The following is a 17410-nucleotide window of genomic DNA, read 5'->3' on the forward strand; positions in this document are numbered from 1 at the left end:
CGAGTGCGGCGAGTGCGGACACACCGGATCAGGCGGAGACACAGGTCGTGTTGCTCCCGGTGGACGATGCGGCGAGTGACGATTCGACGAGCAATGACGTCACCCAGCTCGTTTGGCGCATGCCCGCTGAGCTGATCGATCCGCAACCGGTCAAGGCAGAGCCGGTCAAGGCAGAGCCGGTCAAGACGGAACCGGTCAAGACGGAGCCGCCCAAAGTCGGGTCGTCCAAAGCTGAAGCAGCCAAAGCGGAGCTGGTCGAGGCGGAGTCGGCCGAGTCGGAGTCGGAGTCGAGCAGCGAACGCGATCCGAACCTCGATCTCACTCAGGTGTTCCCGATCGCGCCGCCGCGGCGTGACGATGCCGACGGTAAGCCGTCCGCCGATCCGGCAGCGGGAGCGCCGACGCAGGTGATTCCCCCGGCCGGCAGGCCGTATTCGTGGCCCGCCGAGTCGGACATGGCGGTGCGCGGTGACAGCGCACCACGTGAGGGGACACGCTACGGCGAACCGTCGAACTGGAGTCCGCCGGCGGCTCCAAGTCAGGCCCAAGCGAACCAGGCGCAACCGAATCAGGCCCAGTCAAATCAGGTGCGGCCGAGCCAAGCACCGTCACCGCAGCCGCCACAGACACCGCAGCCGCCGTCCATGCAAGTACGGCCGCAGCAGACACAGCCGTTCCGGCAGGAGCCGCCGGCTCAGTCGTCGTACCAACAGTCGTCGTACCAACAAGCGCAGCCGTTCCAGCAGACGTCACAGTACGAGCCACCGCCGTATATGAAGCAAAGGCCCACCGGTCGGCCCACCGGTCGTTCGTCGACGCTTCCGGTGGGCAGCAGCTATGACGGCTACGACGACTTCGACAATTACGACGCCCCGCCCGGCGAGCGGCCGCCGAGCCGGGCCCGCCGCGCGCTGCTGGCGACCGCAGGCGTCCTCGTGCTGGTCGTCGCGGTGGCTGCCGCGCTGGCCTTCAGCGGCAAGATCCACGTGCTGGGGATCGGGGCCAAGCCGGTGCCGACCGTCGGGTTCTCCCCCAGCGGCACCGACGCCGGGTCGGACGCGACGCAGACCGGCACGGCGTTCCTGACCGACTGGCAGAACGGCAGCCTTCAGACCGCCGCGAACATCACCGACAACCCGTCCGCCGCGCTGGCCCAGCTGACCGCGTACAAGAAGGACCTCAAGGTCAGCGGCCTGACCCTGGAGCCCGGCAGCGCCTCCGCGCAGGGCTGGATGACGTTCAGCGTCACCGCTCAGGTCGGCGCGCCCTCCAGTGCCTGGTCCTACAGTTCCGGCCTGGCCGCGTACTCCGCCAACGTCGACGGCTACACCCGCTGGTTCGTCAAGTGGCAGCCCAGCGTCCTGTTCACCTCGCTCAAGACCGGCCAGAAGCTCGCGCTCGGCCTCATCCCGCCGACCGCGGACAAGGTGACCGACAGCAACGGCACCGAGATCACCAGCGCGAACGCGCCCAGCCTGACCGGCATCGTCAGCGCGCTGAAGAAGGCGGCGCCGGACGTGGCGGGCACGCCCGGCCAGCAGATCCAGATCCAGAACGCCGACGGCTCCGTCGCCTCGACCGTCGACAAGGTCTCCGCCCCGGTGGCCACCAGCGCGTTGAAGACGACCATCGACCTGAAGATCCAGGCGACCGCGCAGTCCGCGGTCAATCAGGCGCCGAACAGCTCGATGGTGGTGATCCAGCCGTCCACCGGCAGCATCCTGGCGATCGCCAACAACCCGCCGACCGGCCTGGACACCGCGATGGTCGGCAGGTACGCGCCAGGCTCCACGTTCAAGACCATCACCACGACGCTGGTGCTGAACAAGGGCGTCATCACCGACCTCGGCCAGACCTGGGACTGCCCCGCGACGCTCAACGCCGACGGCATCACGCTGCACAACAGCGAGCAGGAGGCGGGCGTCGGCAGGTCGTTCCTCTGGGATTTCGCGCAGTCCTGCAACAACGCGTTCAGCCGTTTCGAGAGCAAGGTGAGCCGCACGGACCTGGCGTCCGCCGCGCACGACTACTTCGGGTTCAACCAGAAGTGGGACGTGGGCCTCGGCGTGCCGACGACTTACGGCAACGTGCCGGACACCTCGGCGAACAGCCTCGCGGAGGAACTCGTCGGCCAGGACCAGATCACCGCGTCGCCGCTGTCGATGGCCGCAGTCGCGGCCACCGTGGACAGCGGCTCGTTCAAGCAGCCGATCCTGGTGCCGGGCACGCAGCAGATCTCGGCGACCCCGCTGTCCTCCACCACCGACCAGGACCTCAAGACACTGATGCACGAGGTGGTCGTCAGCGGCACGTTGCAGCCCGTCTTCAACGGCCAGTCCGGGGTGTACGGCAAGACCGGGACGGCCGAGGTGCAGGGCAGGCAGCCGAACAGCTGGACCATCGCGTTCAAGGGCGACTACGCGGTCGCCGCGCTCGCGGTCGGCGGCGGATTCGGCGCCTCGACGGCAGGCCCGGAGGTCAGGTCGGTGCTGAACTCGGTGCCGTAGAGCCGCCGCCAAATCCTAAGACTGATCCGGTCAGTCCGTCGGCCGGGTACGCCAGACGAGCACGAGGGCGCGGTCGTCGTTGGTCTTGCGCGCGACCGCGTCGATGACGCGGGCCGCGCCGCCGGCGAAACCCTTGGTCTGTAGCGTGCCCGCGACGCCGAGCAGCCTGTCGAGCCCCACCGACAGATCCCGGCCGGGCAGCTCGATCAGGCCGTCGGTGAACAGCATCAGGCCGTCGCCGTAGCCGAGGCGGCCGCGAGTGGGCTTGTACTCGGCTTCCGGGAGCACGCCGAGGACCGGCCCCGGGGTCTGCGCCAGCGACCAGGTGCCGGAGCCCGCGTCCAGTTGCGCGATCGGCGGGTGTCCGGCGCTGTAGCACTCGTATTCGCCGGTCGCCAGGTCGATCACGACGTGCACCGCGGTGGCGAAACCCTCGTCCCAGCCCTGGCGCAGCAGATAGCGGTTCGCCGCGGTGAGGAACTGCGGCACCGGGACCGAGCCGAGCAGGCCGCCGAACGCGCCGGAGAGCAGCAGCGCGCGGGTGCCCGCCTGGAGTCCCTTGCCGGAGACGTCCACCAGGCCCAGTTGCAGGCGGCCCGGCTGCTTCTCCTCGTCGGTCAGCGAGACGTCGGTGCGCGCGGCGATGAGGAAGTCTCCGGCGAAGGACTGGCCGCCTGCCGACTTCAACGCCAGTTCGGTATGCCAGTCCGGTGGCAGCCGTGGCACCCGGCCCTGCGCGTACAAGCGCTCGCGCAGGTCGAAGAGCATGGACTCGCCGCGGGTGCCGCGCACGCCGAGCCGTACCCGTTCGCGCGACATGACCAGCACGATCAGCGCAGTCGCGCCGATGAGCAGGATCGTGCCGGGAGTGGGGCGCTCCGGGTGCGTGGTGACCGCGTCGAGGATGACGACGAGCGCCGAGACCACCAGCAGCACCAGCTGAGCGGTGAAGCGCAGCAGGAATCCGCCGAGCAGCAACGGCAGGACGACCATCGACGGCGTCACCCACACGTTGTGGAAATGCGCGAACACGCCGATGACGACGCAGATCGCGATGAGCGCGGGCAGCAGGAAGGCCTCGGACTGCATCGCGATGTGCCGGATCCAGAAGGCCAGCACGGCACGACGGGGACGGCTGCGCGGCCGGTCTCCCGCCGTGCGCTCAACCGGCGCCGTCGCGACCATGCTGGGACGATATCGATTTCACGCGGGCACCGTCACCGTCAGGCTGCAATTCGTCGACAAAGAGCGATTCCCTTGTCACTCGATCAGGTGATGCACTAGGGGGCGTTTGAGCGGTGGGGTCGGATCAGGGCGCGGCGCGCGGCTCGTGTGATACGGCCTGACAACGCGGCGAACGTGCGTGACAGGCAACGCGACCCCGGCCACACAGCTCGAACACCCTCTACGGCAGCGGAGGCAGCTCGCCGGTCTTCTCGTAGTCGGCGAGCATGCCGATCCGCCGCACGTGCCTCGGATCGTCGCTGAACGACGTCGCGACGAAGAGCTCCACGAACCGCACCGCGTCGTCGAGCGGATGCATCCGCCCGCCGATGCTCAGCACGTTCGCATCGTTGTGCTGGCGGGCCAGGCTCGCCGTCTCCTCACTCCAGACCAGGGCGGCACGCACGCCGGGCACCTTGTTGGCCGCGATCACCTCGCCGTTGCCGGAGCCGCCGATCACGATGCCGAGCGAGCCGGGCTCGTCCGCCGCATGCTTCGCCGCACGCAGGACGTAGGGCGGGTAGTCGTCCGAGGGCGCGTACGCGTCGGGGCCGCAGTCGACCGGCTCGTGGCCGAGTTCCTTGAGCCGGCCGAGCAGGCGGGACTTCAGTTCGTAACCGGCGTGGTCCGAGCCGAGGAAGATGCGCATAACCACAGTTTCCCATGGCCGCACGGGCTCGGTGGCGGCGGTCGGCGGCCGAGCACCGCCCACACAGGCGACTCCCAGGAATCCCCCAGGTAAGGCACAGTGGGATCACGTACCTTTTGCCGGACTTCCGCTGTGACCAGCGGCGCGTGTCGGGACGAGAAATGGGGCCGAGCGGGATGACCGAGCGCAGCGTCCACGGTTTCCAGGGCGGCAGTGCCCAATACGGCGGTGTCCAGTACGGCGGCGCGCAGAACGGCGGCGTCCACAGCGGCAAGCCGGAGGCCCGGATCCTGGTCGTCGACGACGAGGCCGCGATCACCGACCTGGTCGGGCTGGCGCTGCGCTACGAGGGCTTCGAGGTGGCCACCGCGGCCACCGGCCGCGACGCGCTCGGCAAGGCCGCCGAGTTCGCGCCCGACCTGGCGATACTCGACGTGATGCTGCCGGACTACACCGGCATCGAGGTGTGCAGCCGACTGCGCTCGCAGGGAGTCAAGCTGCCGGTGGTCTTCCTGACCGCGCGCGACGCCACCGAGGACAAGATCAATGGTCTGACGGTCGGCGGGGACGACTACGTCACCAAGCCGTTCTCGCTGGACGAGCTGATCGCCCGGGTGCGCGCGGTGCTGCGGCGCACCCGGCCCGAACTGGAGGACTCCCGGCTGGAGTTCGCCGACCTGATCCTCGACGAGGACGCGCACGAGGCCCGCCGCGCCGGCCTGCCGCTGGACCTGACGCCGACCGAGTTCAAGCTGCTGCGCTACCTGCTGCTCAACGCGGGCCGGGTGATGTCGAAGGCGCAGATCCTCGACCACGTGTGGCAGTACGACTTCGGCGGCGGCGACAACGTGGTGGAGACGTACATCTCCTACCTGCGCAAGAAGGTGGACCGCGACCGTCCGGCGCTGATCCACACCGTGCGCGGCGTCGGATACTCGCTGCGACTGCCGAAGGAGTAGCCGATGCGACCGGCGTTCCCGCCCATCCGCATCCACCGCGCGCGCACGTTGCGCAAACGGCTCCTGGTCACGCTGCTGACCCGGCTCGCGCTCGGCCTGACGATCGCCGCGGTCGGCACCTTCTTCGCCGTGCACACCGTGTTGCAGAACAAGCTGGACAACCAGCTCAACGGCACCGCCAACGTGATCAACGCGTACGCCGCGTCGCAGCCGGACGGCGCCATCCCGAACTTCCAGGCCGACTCAAGCGACAACTCCACCTGGCATCTGCTCTCGGAGAACGGGCTGATCCCGCTCTACATGCAGCTGCGCCGCCCCGACAACACCCCGGCCTTCACCGCCGGCTCGCCGGCCCCGACCCTGCCGACGCCGCTGAACGTCGGGCCGGTCGGCTCCGGTGCTGAACACGACGGAGCGGTTTTCTTCGGCGCCGGCGCATCGCCCGACACCCACGGCGCACCCGCGTACCGGGTGCGGGTCTCACGGCTGCCCGGGGGCCGGGGCTTCCTGGTGCTGGCCGGCTCCGAGCAGTACGTGAACGAGACGATGGCCGACGTGGCCAAGATCGAGTTCGCCGCCTGGCTGGTCGCCTTCGGCCTGGTCGGCATGCTGGCCAACCGGCGGATCAAACGGGACATGGAGCCCTTCGAGCGGATGGGCCAGCAGATCGTGGCGATCGGCGCCGGCGAGCTCGACCAGCGGGTCGAGCCGGCGGACGCGGTCACCGAGGTCGGCCGGGTCGGCTCGTCGGTGAACGCGATGCTGGCCCGGCTGGAGCGCTCCTTCAGCAGACAGCGCGCCTCCGAGGAGCGGCTGCGCCGCTTCATCGCGGACGCCTCGCACGAGTTGCGCACGCCGCTGGCCTCGATCCGCGGCTACGCGGAGCTGTTTCGGCGCGGGGCCGCGTCGCGGCCGGAGGATCTGGCGCTGGCGATGCGCCGGATCGAGTCGGAATCGGCGCGGATGGGCGTGCTCGTCGACGAGTTGCTCCTGCTGGCCCGGCTCGACTCGGGCCGCCCGCTCGGGCGCGGGATGGTGGACCTCGGCGCGCTGGCCCGGGACGCGGCGCGCGACTCGCAGGCGGCCGGGCCGCAGTGGCCGGTCGACGTGACGGTCGGCGCGGGCGGGGACGCGCGGGAGGTGGACGAGCGGCGGATCGAGGTCTGCGGCGACGGGGACCGGCTCAGGCAACTGCTGGCGAACCTGCTGTCGAACGTGCGCGCACACACGCCGCCGGGCACGCCCGCGTCCATCATGATCCGGCGGGTCGGCGACCGGGCCGTCGTCGAGGTCGCCGACGCCGGGCCGGGTCTGAGCGAGGAGCAGCAGGCGAAGGTCTTCGAGCGCTTCTACCGAGCGGACGCGTCGCGGCGGCGCAGCGACGCGTCCGGCGGCTCGGGTCTGGGCCTGTCCATCGTCGCGTCGGTCGCCGCCGCGCACGGCGGCACCGCCGAGGTCCGCTCGATTCCGGGCTTCGGCACGGTGTTCACGGTGCGGCTGCCGACCGACGGGACGCGCACGACGGCTGACTCGGGCTCAGGTGCCGCGTCGGACCCCGGAACCGGCGCCGAGGAGCAAGCGTTCGTTAACGATTCCGTTTCCACACTCCCAGCACTCTCTCAGGAAGAGCACAGGACCGCGCCAGCCGCGGCTGGTTCTCTCTCGGGTAGTGCGCCGCGATCCGGGTCGGCGCGTGATCACGGGAGTAGGAGGGGGTCGGGCGCTATGGATCGGCTCTCGACGTTCGTGACCACCCACCGTAAGTGGATCTACGCTTTGTGGCTGGTCGTGTTCATCATGGGGATCGCCGCGTCGTCGACGCTGTCGAACCACCTCGACAAGACGTTCTCGATGCCCGGCCAGCCGAGCTACGTCGCCAACCAGGCGATCGTGGCGGAGTACGGCAACGGGGGCATGGCACCGCCGCTGGTGCCGGTCGTGCAGGTACCGGCCGGCATGTCGGCCACCGACCCGCGGGTGACCGCGGCGTTCAGCTCGCTCGACGGCATCCCGCGGGCGCGGGTCGCCGACTACGCGAACACTCGAAACCCCAAGTTCATCGGCACCGACGGCCGCACCACCTTCGCGCTGGTGTACACCCCGGGCGCCGGCGGCTTCAACTCGCAGCAGGCGACGGACCAGATCTCCGCGCAGGCGCAGCAGCGGCTGACCGCGGCGCTGCCGGCCGGTTCGACCGTGCGCATCACCGGTGAGGAGCCGCTACAGACCAACGGCTCGGGCTCCGGCAAGGGCCTGAGCATCCTCAACGAGGTGCTGATCGGCGGCGTCGGCGCGCTGGCGGTGCTGCTGTTCGTCTTCGCCTCGCTGCTGGCCCTGGTGCCGCTGCTGATCGCGGCGGTCTCGGTGCTCACCGCGTTCCTGGGCATCCTCGGCGTCACCGAGATCACCCCGGTCTCGCTGATCGTGCAGTTCCTGGTCGGCCTGATCGGCCTCGGCGTGGCGATCGACTACTCGCTGCTGCTGGTCACCCGGTGGCGCGAGGAACTGGCGCACGGGCACGACAACGACGCGGCGATCCGCCGGGCGATGAACACGGCCGGCCGCGCGGTCGTCTTCTCCGGCGTGACGGTCGCTCTCGGCCTGCTGGCGCTGGTGATCCTGCCGGTGCCGTTCCTGCGCTCGATCGGCTACGGCGGCATGATCATCCCGCTGGTGTCGGTCATCGTGACCCTCACCCTGGTCCCGGCGCTGCTGTCCGGGATCGGCAGGAGGCTGGACTGGCCGCGCATCCGGCACGAGGACAAGGCCTCGCGCGGCTGGACGGCCTGGGCCAGGCTGGTGCAGCGGCGGCGCTGGATCGCCACGATCGGCGCGCTGGTCGTGCTCGGCGCCCTGGCGGTCAACACCTTCAGTCTGAAGATCGGCGACGCGTCCTCCGACGCGCTCTCGCAGAGCGGCCCGGCGCACGAAGGCGTGGTTATGCTGCGCGACGCGGGCATCCCGACCGGCGCGATCACTCCGCTTGAGGTGTACGTGCCGAAGAGCGCCTCGGCGTCCTCGGTGGTCTCCACGGTGTCCGGGGTCTCAGGCGTCAACTTCGCCGTGGCGCCGAGCGGGACCGCGTGGAACCGGCCGGACTCCTCGCTCGTGGTGGCGGTGCCGACCGCCGAGAGCACGAGCACCGCGGGCGAGGGCACCACCCGGGCCCTGCGCGGCGCGCTGGCCGGCGTCTCCGGCGTGATGATCGGCGGCATGGGCGCGGTCGAGATCGACCTGATCCACGCGGTCTACGGCAACTTCCCGCTGATGCTCGGCATCCTGGGCCTGCTCACCTTCGTGCTGCTGGCCCGCGCCTTCCGCTCGGTGGTGCTGCCGATCAAGGCGGTGATCCTGAACCTGCTCTCGCTGGCCGCGGTCTACGGCTCGCTGGTGCTGATCTGGCAGAAGGGCTACGGCTCCAACGCGATCTGGGGCATCCCGGCGACCGGCGCGATCACCGGCTGGATCCCGCTGATGGTCTTCGCGTTCCTCTACGGGCTGTCCATGGACTACGAGGTCTTCATCCTCTCCCGGATGCGCGAGGAGTACGACGCGACCGGCTCGACGCCGAGGGCCGTGGTCACCGGCATCGGCCGGACCGGGCGGCTGGTCACCTCGGCGGCGCTGATCCTGTTCCTGGCGATGGGCGCGCTGGCGTCCGCGCCGGACACCGACGTGAAGATCTTCGCCACCGCGCTGGGCACGGGCATCCTGCTGGACGCGACCATCGTGCGGGCGCTGCTGGTCCCGGCGCTGATCGCGCTGTTCGGCCGGTGGAACTGGTGGATGCCGGTGTGGCTGGCCAGGATCCTGCGTATCGAGCCGTCGCCCGCCCGCATCGAGGCCGACGGTGACGAGGCCGCGGCCGAGGGGGCGGCACTCGCGCTCGGCACCGCTGCCGCAGACGGTGCGCCCGAGCCGGAGCGCACGCGCGTCAGCTGACCTGGCCGGTTCGGAAAACCCATCGAAGAACCCTGATCGGTTACGGCCGATCAGGGTTCTTTTTTTCACCCGGGACGGCTCCCCGCGCCGCGCCGCGACGGCGCCAACAGCACGTCATCGGCATACGTTTGTTCGACACGGGAATCGAACCTGAATTCGGCGACAGCCCTTGCGCCATCATGTCGGGTCACTACAGTCTCCCTCATTATTCCCGTCCACGGGTTCGGCCTCCAACGCCGCGAGGAGATAGCTTCGTCGTCAGATTCCGCGACGCCGGCACGAGCCCGGCCGTGCGAGGATCGATCTACCAGTCAGCGCCTATGCGTAAGGAGCCGTGCAGCAAAGTGCCCGGTACCAATCTCACCCGCGAGGAGGCGGCGGAACGCGCCCGCCTCGTGTCGGTCTCGTCTTACGAAGTCGAGCTCGACCTGACCACCGGACCCGAGACCTTCGCGTCCACGAGCGTCGTGCGATTCGCCGCCGAGCCCGGCTCCGCCACCTTCGCCGACCTGGTCGCCGTGAGCGTCGAGGAGATCGTGCTCAACGGCCGGTCGCTGGACCCGGCCGAGGTGTTCGCCGACTCCCGCATCGCGCTCGACGCACTGGCCGCCGACAACGAGCTGAAGGTCCGGTCGGTCTGCGAGTACAGCCACACCGGCGAGGGCCTGCACCGGATGGTGGACCCGGTGGACGGCGGCGTGTCGCTTTACACCCAGTTCGAGGTCCCCGACGCGCGGCGAGTCTTCGCCAACTTCGAGCAGCCGGACCTCAAGGCGACCTTCCGGTTCACGGTGACCGGCCAGGCGGGCTGGGAGCTGTTCTCCAACTCGCCGACCCCGCAGCGCGAGCTGCTCGGCGACGGGCACGCGGTGTGGCGGTTCGCGCCGACCGAGCGGATGTCGACGTACGTCACGGCGCTGGTCGCCGGCGACTACCACGTGGTGCGCGACACCTACACCTCGTCGGACGGCGCCGTGGTGCCGATGGCGGTGGCCTGCCGCAAGTCGCTGGCCGAGTACCTGGACGTCGAGGAGATCCTCGACGTGACCAAGCGGGGCTTCGACTACTACCAGAACCTGTTCGACCTGCCTTACCCGTTCCCGAAGTACGACCAACTGTTCGTGCCCGAATACAACGTGGGCGCGATGGAGAACGCCGGCTGCGTGACCTTCCGCGAGGACTACGTCTTCCGCTCGAAGGTCACCGACGCGGCCTACGAGCGCCGCGCCGAGACGATCCTGCACGAGCTCGCGCACATGTGGTTCGGCGACCTGGTCACCATGGAGTGGTGGAACGACCTGTGGCTCAACGAGTCGTTCGCCACGTACGCGTCGGTGCGCTGCCTGGCCGAGGCGACACGCTGGACCGGCGCCTGGACGTCGTTCGCCAACGCCCAGAAGACGTGGGCTTACGCGCAGGACCAGCTGCCCTCGACGCACCCGATCGTCGCTGAGATCCGCGACCTGGAGGACGTCTACGTCAACTTCGACGGCATCACCTATGCGAAGGGCGCCTCGGTGCTCAAGCAGTTGGTGGCGTACGTCGGTGACGAGGGCTTCGTCAACGGCCTGCGCACGTACTTCCAGCGGCACGCGTGGGGCAACACCCGGCTGTCGGACCTGCTCGGCGCGCTGGAGGAGGCTTCGGGCCGCGACCTGGGCGCCTGGTCCAAGGCCTGGCTCGAAACCGCCGGGCCGAACACGCTGCGCCCCGTCTTCACCCTCAACGACAACGGCACCTACGCCGAGTTCGCGATCGCACAGGAAGCCCCTGCCGACTACCCGACGCTGCGCCCGCACCGAATCGCGGTCGGACTGTACGACCGCACGCCGCAGGGCCTGGTACGCACGCGCCAGCTGGAACTGGACGTGGACGGCGCGCTGACCGAGGTGCCGGAACTGGTCGGAGTGAAGCAGCCGGACCTGGTGCTGCTCAACGACGACGATCTGTCGTACACCACGATCCGTTTCGACGAGCGCTCGGTGTCGACGCTGGTCGAGTCGATCGGCGAGTTCACCGAGTCGCTGCCGCGCGCGCTGAGCTGGGTCGCCGCCTGGGACATGGTCCGCAACGCGGAACTGCCCGCGCGCGACTACGTGGCACTGATCATCTCCGGCGCGCAGCGCGAGACGGACATCGGCGTGCTCCAGTCCCTCCAGCGGCAAGCGAAGTCGGCGATCGACCTGTACGCGGCCCCGGCGTGGCGTGAGGAGGGGGCGGCGAAGTGGGCCTCGTTCGCACACGCGCAGCTACTCGCCGCGGCACCTGGCAGCGACGTGCAGCTGTGCTGGGTGCGGGCCCTTGCGTCCGTGGCCCGCTCGACCGAGCACCTCGACCTGCTCTCCGGCCTGCTGGCCGGGACGGAGTCGATCGACGGCCTGGAGGTCGACACGGACCTGCGCTGGTCTCTGCTGCACCGCTTGGCGGCGACCGGCCGCGCGCCGGAGAGCCAGATCGCCGCCGAGGAGGAGCGGGACGCGACCGCGGCGGGCAAACGTCACGGCGCCTCCGCGCGCGCCGCGATGCCGACGGTGGAAGCCAAGGCCGCGGCCTGGTCGTCAATGGTCGACTCGGACGAGCTGCCGAACGAGACGCTGCTGGCCGTGATCATGGGCTTCCGGCAGGCCGACCAGCGCGAGCTACAGGCCCCGTACGCGGACCGCTACTTCGCGAAGGTGGCGGACCTGTGGGCGACCCGCACGCCGCACATGGCGCAGCTGCTGGTCAAGGGCCTGTACCCGGTGCTGATCGTCGAACAGCGCATCGTCGATGCCGTAGACGCGGTGCTCGCCGAGGACGAGACCACGATCCCCGCGCCGCTGCGCCGCCTGCTGCTGGAGCAGCGCGACGGCACGTTGCGCACCCTGCGCGGCCAAGCCCTGGACGCCACCGGCCGCGGCTGAGCCACACATACCACATACACGCTGGACACGAACACGCCGGCGGGAACCGGACCCGACAACGCGGCCCGAATCCCGCCGGCGCACCAAACACGCGACATCAGCCCTCGTACTCGTAGAACCCCTTCCCCGCCTTACGCCCCAGTTCCCCCGCGGTCACCATCCGGTTGAGCAGCTCCGGGACCGCGAACTTCGGATCGTGCGTCTCGGTGTAGATGTTGCGCGCCGCGTTGCGGATGATGTCCACGCCGGTCAGGTCGGCCGTGGCCAGCGGCCCCATCGCGTGCCCGAAGCCGAGCTTGCACGCCAGATCGACATCCTCGGCGCTGGCCACGCCGGTCTCCACCAGGTGCGCCGCCTCCACGATCAGCGCGGTGATCAGCCGCGTGGTGACAAAACCGGCGACGTCCCTGTTGACCACGACACACGTCTTGCCGACGGCCTCGGCGAACGCCCGCGCCGCCGCCAGAGTCGAGTCGGACGTCTTGTATCCCCGTACCAGCTCGCACAGCGCCATCATCGGCACCGGCGAGAAGAAGTGCGTCCCGACCACCGCCTCCGGCCGCTCGGTGACCGAGGCGACCAGCGTGATCGGCAGCGCGGACGTGTTCGTGCCGAGGACCGCGCCGTCCTTGCAGATCTTGTCGAGCGAGCGGAAGACCGCGTGCTTGACCTCGATGTCCTCGTACACCGCCTCGACCACGATGTCCGCCGAACCGGCGGCGTCCAGCTCGGTGGTCGCGGTGATCCGGCTCAGCGCGGCGTCGGCGTCCTCGCGGGAGATCTTCCCCTTGGACACGAACCTTCCGAGCGAGGCCTCGATCGCGGCCACCCCGCGCGCGGTCGCCTCCGTCGTCACGTCGCGCAGGATCACGTCGTAGCCGGCCACCGCCGACACCTGGGCGATCCCCGCCCCCATCAGGCCCGCGCCGATCACGGCGAGCTGTCTGGCCACCCTGCCACGCTCCCTCACACTCGTATCTACCCGGCGGTAACCGGCTCTGGCAGCCTACCCGGACCCGGGTACCCTTCGGACATGGTGAATCTGACCCGGATCTACACCCGTACCGGAGACGACGGCACAACCCGCCTCGGCGACATGAGCAAGACGACCAAGAACGACCCGCGCCTGATCGCCTACGCCGACGTCGACGAAGCCAACTGCGCCATCGGCGCCGCCATCGCCCTCGGCGGCCTGCCAGAACAGATCAGCGGCGCGTTGAGCCGGATCCAGAACGAACTGTTCGACGTAGGCGCCGACCTGTGCAACCCGGTCGTCGACGACCCGGAAATCCCACCCCTGCGCATCGAGCAGCGCGACATCGACCGCCTGGAGCGCGACTGCGACCACTTCAACGACGACCTGCCCGCGCTACGTTCGTTCATCCTCCCCGGCGGCACCCCCGGCTCAGCCCTCCTGCACGTCGCCCGCACAGTCACCCGCCGCGCCGAACGCGCGACCTGGGCCGCCCTCGACGCCCACGGCGACACGATGAACGCCCTGACCGCCAAGTACCTCAACCGACTGTCCGACCTACTGTTCATCCTCGCCCGAGCAGCCAACCACAGCACCGTGACAGGTGAAGGCGAAGGCGAAGCCGTCGGCGACGTCCTCTGGCAGCCCGGAGCATCACGCGACGGTGACTCGTCGCGCGACCCTGACTGAGCCGGGCAACGCCGGATAGTTTCAGCTGGTGGATCCGGCTAAGGCCGAATGGCTTCGAGGTACGACGCCGTCGTATCGCGCGCCTTCACCAAACGCGACAGCGAGTGCTGGATAAAGGATGTGGGCCGGCAGCGAATGCCACCGGCCCACACGAACGGGGAAACACAACACCTAACGGTTCACGGCCAACTCAGCTCACAGCGCTCACGGCAGGTTCCAGTGCTGCGCCGACGTACCGTTGCAGTCCCAGATCTGGAGCTGGGTGCCCGCGCTGGTCGAGGAGTTCGGGTCGTCCAAGCACCTGCCGGACTGCGGGTTGAGCAGCGACCCGTTGGACTGGGGCACGAAGACCTGGGAGCCGGTGCCGTTGCAGTCGTAGAGGTCGATCTTCGTGCCGTCGCTCGTGCCTCCGCTGTTGACGTCCATGCACTTGCCGAGGACATGCAGCGTGTTGCTGGCCGGGACAACGGTCCAGGCCTGTGCGGCGGTGCCGTTGCAGGTCCAGATCTGGATCGGGTTGAAGTTGGTGGTGTTCGAGGACTGATCATCCACGCACAGGCCGGACGAGACGCCCGAGACGATCGGGCCGGGGACGTTCCAGGCCTGCGCGACGGTGCCGTTGCAGTCCCAGATCTGGAGCTGGGTGCCCGCGGTCGTCGAGGAGTTCGGGTCGTCCAGGCACCTGCCGGACTGCGGATTGAGCAGCGACCCGTTGGACTGGGGCACCCACACCTGTGCGCCGGTGCCGTTGCAGTCATAGAGATCCACGGTCGTGCCGTTAGTCGTACCGGCGGCGTAGATGTCCATGCACTTGCCAAGCGCTTGCAGGGTGTTGCCGGTCTGCACGGTCCACTGCTGCGCGTTGGTGCCGTTGCAGGTGTAGATCTGGACTGGCGTGAAGTTGGCGGTGTTGGCTGCCCGCACGTCGACGCACATCCCGGCGTTGCCGATGATCGCGCCCCCGACAGTGCTGGTGGTGCCTCCGCCACCCCCACCGCTTCCGCCGGTGAAGCCGTTGAAGGCGCTGGTGAACTGACCGGTGCTCTGACTGACGCCGCTACAGGTCGAGGACGCGCTCGTCTGGCCGGGGCAGCCGCCGTTGTCCCGGCCCTCGGACCAGAACGTCAGCAACGCGATGCCCTTGGACGCGGCGTAGGACTCGACCATCGAGGCGTCGGAGAGCGTGAATATCTCGCCGGCGGAGTCGTTCTGACCGATCATCGGCGTCAGGCCCATCATCGCGTAAGCGGACGCGCTGGAGAGCCCGTAGGCGGAGGCCACCTGGCTCGCGGTGGAGTCCAGAGCCTGCTCGGCGGCGGTGCCCATCTCGGTGCCCGAGCTGCCGTAGTCCATAGCCATGATGTTGACCACGTCCGGCCGGAATCCGTGCGATGACCCGTTGCTGAGCACGAACAAGCCGTCCGAGGTCAGTCCGCCGGGAAGCACCGGGAGCGTGTACGAGATCGACAGTGCCCGTCCGCTGCCGGACGCCCAGGAGCGCACCAGCGCCAGGGCCTGGTTCGTCAGGTCCACGTCGTTGTGGTTCGACAGCGCGATCGACTCGATGTCGAAGTCGATGCGCGTGGCGTTGAAGTAGCTGACGACCCCTTCGATCTGCGCGGCCGCCGCAGCCGCCGAGGAACAGGCAGCGCCGAGGTCGGTGCCGCCGCTGTCCGCGGTCCATCCGCCGAAGGAGATGATCGCGTCCCCGCCGGCCGAACGCAGATCGTTCACCTCGCTCTGATACGTCGCGGCGTTGTACATGCTCCACGCGCAGCCCGAGCCGTTGACGAACGCCAGAGTGAAGTACTTGTCGCCGTAGTTGGTGGCGATATTGCTCAGCGTCGAGCCGGACAGCGCCGCGTTGACGCTGGAGAACCCGGTGTCAACGTACGGCGCCATCACGTGCGCCGGCCACGAGGTGGCCGCGGAGGCAGAGTCAGCTGAGACGAACGTGACGCCGACTGCCGCAGTCGTGGCCAGTGCGCAGCTGGAAGCCAGGATCGTGAAACGTCTGTGCGGGGACATGTGCACCTTCCTGTCGAGTAACCGATCAGGCCGTGCCGCTCCCGTGGCCATGGGTACCGGGTGTCGCCTCCCCGCCTCTTGGGCGCCGACTGATCTCAAAGTGGACTACACCAATCGATGCGTCAATGGTCTAGACCAAGATTTTCCAGAACTTCACTCGCGAATTCGGGCCGCGACCGACCGCCCGATCCCCACCCGCGACCTGCGGCAACAGCAGCCCGTAGCAATCAGCAGAGTCAGGACGGACTCCCTTGACGCCTGCACAACCGCAGCCGCATACTCACAACCGCCACCCCGCCACCCAATCAGCACGTCGCCGACAGCAGCCCGTAAACGTTTCCGACCTCAAGACTCGGGGCGCGGCACTGACAGAACTGGCAGGTCAGAACGCATAGCCAACCGAACGGCTCGGCACACCGTACGGGCAACAAACATCCATCGTGAAAAACCGCTCCGCTCCCAGTGGCTCCGCCAGCCCCGCCTCATCCGCCGCCGCGATATCGGCTGCGCATATCCGCGCGTTCCTCAGAAGACACCGCACCTGCCGATGTTTGCGCAGGCAAGTGCCCGTTCTCATCCTGCCCAGAACTTGTTGAGGCGCGCGATCGCTTCGTCACGGGTGAGCTCCGCCAGTTCGGCTTCGGAGAGACCGACTCGATGGATGAGCAGTTGAACGACTTCCAGAGGGATAGATTCCTCCGCCGGCTCAACTTTCCCACGTCTCGGCCTGACACCGTCTCTGACGCACGCCCAGAACTCGGCCTCAGACACGTCGATCTGATCACGAAGGATATGCCGCCATACTCCCGGCCCGAATACGGACCTGTCCGGAGGGTGTGAGATCCGAGTCCTCAGAATCCTGCCATCAGCGAGTGCGAACTCGTAGGTGACGTGGTGCGTGCCCGTGCTCCCTCGTGCATTGCGCACCTCGCGCCAACCTTCATTGACACAGAATCGCTGAAGGTCCGCACGCGTGGGTGCCGGCCATTTCATGAGGGCGTGCCGCAAAGCCACGTGCGCAACTGCGCGTCCGTGCTAAGCCCGACAAGCTGGACGAGGCCCCAGTTGCCGGCATGGTTCGGTGCGGTCGAGAGGTGATCTTGCCAGTCTTCCGCATATTCGCGCAGCGCGGCGACCGTCTCGTCCAGGGCTTCGTCCAGAGTCGACCCGTCAGCCGAGATGGGGAGGCCCGTGATGAAGACCCACCAGCTACCGGACTCTGACACCACAGTCGCATTAGGACAGATCTTGGCAAGAAAGTAACGGAGCCGATCCGCGTCCACGACTGCGGCTGTTTGATCATCACGGCGCACCGTCGCAGGTCGGCCGTGGCTGGCGGCGTCGAGGAGTGCTTTGAAGTTATCGCGAGCGTCCGAGACCTTTTCGTAATGCAACGTGGCCATGATGCCCTCCCGTCCTCTCTGGCATCATTACCCACGTACATGATGTACGTCAAGTACATGCACGCGACCACAGCAGCGGACGGGACGGGGCATCGGCGCGCCTCTGGCAGTCGCACGGGAAGACAGCCGAGG

At 68.7% G+C, this 17410-nt stretch carries 10 protein-coding genes; 5 read left to right on the top strand and 5 right to left on the bottom strand.

From position 1 onward, the window contains the following. On the top strand, nt 1–2507 hold a 2507-nt coding region (locus tag VGS97_RS15275; RefSeq protein WP_326854177.1), incomplete at its 5' end, for a penicillin-binding transpeptidase domain-containing protein. A 30-nt stretch (nt 2508–2537) separates the two neighbouring features. On the opposite strand, the gene VGS97_RS15280 is transcribed toward VGS97_RS15275, so the two are convergent. Both VGS97_RS15280 and VGS97_RS15285 read right to left on the bottom strand, forming a co-directional pair. Continuing rightward, on the bottom strand, nt 2538–3692 hold the full coding sequence (locus VGS97_RS15280) for a PP2C family protein-serine/threonine phosphatase (RefSeq protein WP_326854178.1): 1155 nt from the start codon (nt 3690–3692) through the stop codon (nt 2538–2540). Between the two features lie 220 nt (nt 3693–3912). Further along, nucleotides 3913–4380 (bottom strand): ribose-5-phosphate isomerase, encoded by a 468-nt coding sequence (locus VGS97_RS15285; protein ID WP_326854179.1) that lies wholly within the window; start codon nt 4378–4380, stop codon nt 3913–3915. Between the two features lie 176 nt (nt 4381–4556). Here VGS97_RS15285 and VGS97_RS15290 point away from each other — a divergent pair, with 176 nt between their 5' ends. From VGS97_RS15290 to pepN, 3 genes are all read left to right on the top strand, one after another. Next, nucleotides 4557–5339 carry a response regulator transcription factor gene (locus tag VGS97_RS15290; RefSeq protein WP_326854180.1) on the top strand — a complete coding sequence of 261 codons (783 nt, stop codon included), beginning with the start codon at nt 4557–4559 and terminating at the stop codon, nt 5337–5339. A gap of 3 nt (nt 5340–5342) precedes the next feature. After that, nucleotides 5343–9281: an MMPL family transporter gene (locus VGS97_RS15295; protein WP_326854181.1), complete on the top strand. Its 3939-nt coding sequence runs from the start codon at nt 5343–5345 to the stop codon at nt 9279–9281. Nucleotides 9282–9625: 344 nt separating this feature from the next. Then, a complete protein-coding gene (pepN, locus tag VGS97_RS15300; RefSeq protein WP_326854182.1) occupies nt 9626–12184 on the top strand; it encodes an aminopeptidase N in 2559 nt (852 codons plus the stop codon). 97 nt (nt 12185–12281) lie between these two features. Here the strand turns inward: pepN and VGS97_RS15305 are convergent, their stop codons facing one another. Then, complete coding sequence (locus tag VGS97_RS15305; RefSeq protein ID WP_326854183.1) at nt 12282–13136, bottom strand: 3-hydroxyacyl-CoA dehydrogenase family protein; 855 nt, start codon at nt 13134–13136, stop codon at nt 12282–12284. A gap of 81 nt (nt 13137–13217) precedes the next feature. Here VGS97_RS15305 and VGS97_RS15310 point away from each other — a divergent pair, with 81 nt between their 5' ends. Further along, nucleotides 13218–13847 (top strand): cob(I)yrinic acid a,c-diamide adenosyltransferase, encoded by a 630-nt coding sequence (locus VGS97_RS15310; RefSeq protein WP_326854184.1) that lies wholly within the window; start codon nt 13218–13220, stop codon nt 13845–13847. Between the two features lie 204 nt (nt 13848–14051). Here the strand turns inward: VGS97_RS15310 and VGS97_RS15315 are convergent, their stop codons facing one another. Both VGS97_RS15315 and VGS97_RS15320 read right to left on the bottom strand, forming a co-directional pair. Further along, nucleotides 14052–15875, bottom strand: a complete 1824-nt coding sequence (locus VGS97_RS15315) for a ricin-type beta-trefoil lectin domain protein (protein WP_326854185.1) — start codon at nt 15873–15875, stop codon at nt 14052–14054. A 989-nt stretch (nt 15876–16864) separates the two neighbouring features. Further along, nucleotides 16865–17278 carry a hypothetical protein gene (locus VGS97_RS15320; RefSeq protein ID WP_326854186.1) on the bottom strand — a complete coding sequence of 138 codons (414 nt, stop codon included), beginning with the start codon at nt 17276–17278 and terminating at the stop codon, nt 16865–16867. Nucleotides 17279–17410: the final 132 nt, after the last annotated feature.

The organism is Actinocrinis sp. (genome assembly GCF_035946395.1).
In the GTDB taxonomy this organism is placed as follows: Bacteria; Actinomycetota; Actinomycetes; order Streptomycetales; family Catenulisporaceae; genus Actinocrinis.